We start from the raw sequence: 1,164 nt of genomic DNA, 5'->3' as shown, positions 1-1,164 counted from the left end.
TGGCTTGCCTGTTCGGATAACACCGTAAATCAGATGAGCCAATTTGTGTGTAACGGCGCCGATGACGGCTTTCTTCGCCATGCCAGTTGCAAGCAAGCGGTCGGCGAACTGGCGCAAAATGGGGTTATGACGTCGCGCTACCATGCTTGGCATGAAGAGCGCAGCACGTAATGACGTACTCCCGGTCTTGCTCATCACCGTTCGTCCTCTGACTGAACTGCCGGACGTACGCTGCTTTGGTGTCACGCCGAGGAATGCAGCGAAGGCCTTGGCGTTCTTGAAGCGGCGAATGTCGCCAATGTGGCCAAGGACACGGGCTATCGTCGTCATTCCTAAGCCAGGAATGCTGGCAATGAGCTGCGCGTCATTTTTGAGATCAGGATGCCGATCGATGTGATCGTCGATCTCCTTTTCCAGCTTTTTGATTTCGACGTCGAGCCATATAATGTGCGTCTTCACGTGCGTCGCAACGTCTTCCATTCCGCCGATCGTGTGAGCTTCCAGCCGATTCTCTTCCTGCTGCCGGATGTCTTTCAGTGCTTGAACGCGCAACGTCCATCCCCGTAGCTGGCGCTGCTCCAGCGGCGGTGGCGTCCATAGTTCGGGATTCATGGCCAGGCAATAGCGAGCAATGAGACCAGCATCGATTTCATCGTTCTTGTTGCGGATATTTTCACCATGTCCGAAGCCCTTGATGCAGGCAGGATTGACGATGCTTACCTTGATACCAGCTTCATATAATGTCAACGCCAAGGCCTCGTGGTACACGCCTGTCGCCTCCATGCACACGTGCAGCGAAGAACGTGACGCCTTCGACTTGTCGATCCATTCCAGCAAACTCTTGTGCCCTGCAGGAGTGTTCTGCAGCACCTTCGTTTTTACTTTTCCGTTGATTAGCAACTCGATGTCGAGCTTTGATTTGCTAACGTCAATTCCCAAAACCTCGCGCATCGCTTCCATTTTGACCTCTCTCGTATGCGGGCTTACGCAAAGAACAGCGATGGCCCAAGATACCGTTCGGACTAATAAAATGAAACGGGCGGGGGCACCAATCTGACCCACGTGCTCAATGGCACTCAGTCTGAACAGTGTCACCCCGACCGGCCACATCACCATTATTATCTACTGGTGCGTTGGCATCTTCAATATACGAGGTCTGACATT

General features: G+C 53.2%; 1 protein-coding gene. It reads right to left on the bottom strand.

The window, feature by feature from the left end; all coding sequences use genetic code 11:
* Positions 1-960 (bottom strand): IS110 family RNA-guided transposase (locus tag NX775_RS23865; protein ID WP_258838246.1); only part of this gene is annotated, 960 nt, incomplete at its 3' end.
* Positions 961-1,164: the final 204 nt, after the last annotated feature.

Origin of the sequence: Massilia aurea, from assembly GCF_024753205.1 — a bacterium.
GTDB classification, from domain to species: domain Bacteria; phylum Pseudomonadota; class Gammaproteobacteria; order Burkholderiales; family Burkholderiaceae_D; genus Telluria; species Telluria aurea.
The sequence above is the reverse complement of the archived record's forward strand: the minus strand, read 5'-3'. Positions and strand labels throughout refer to the sequence as shown.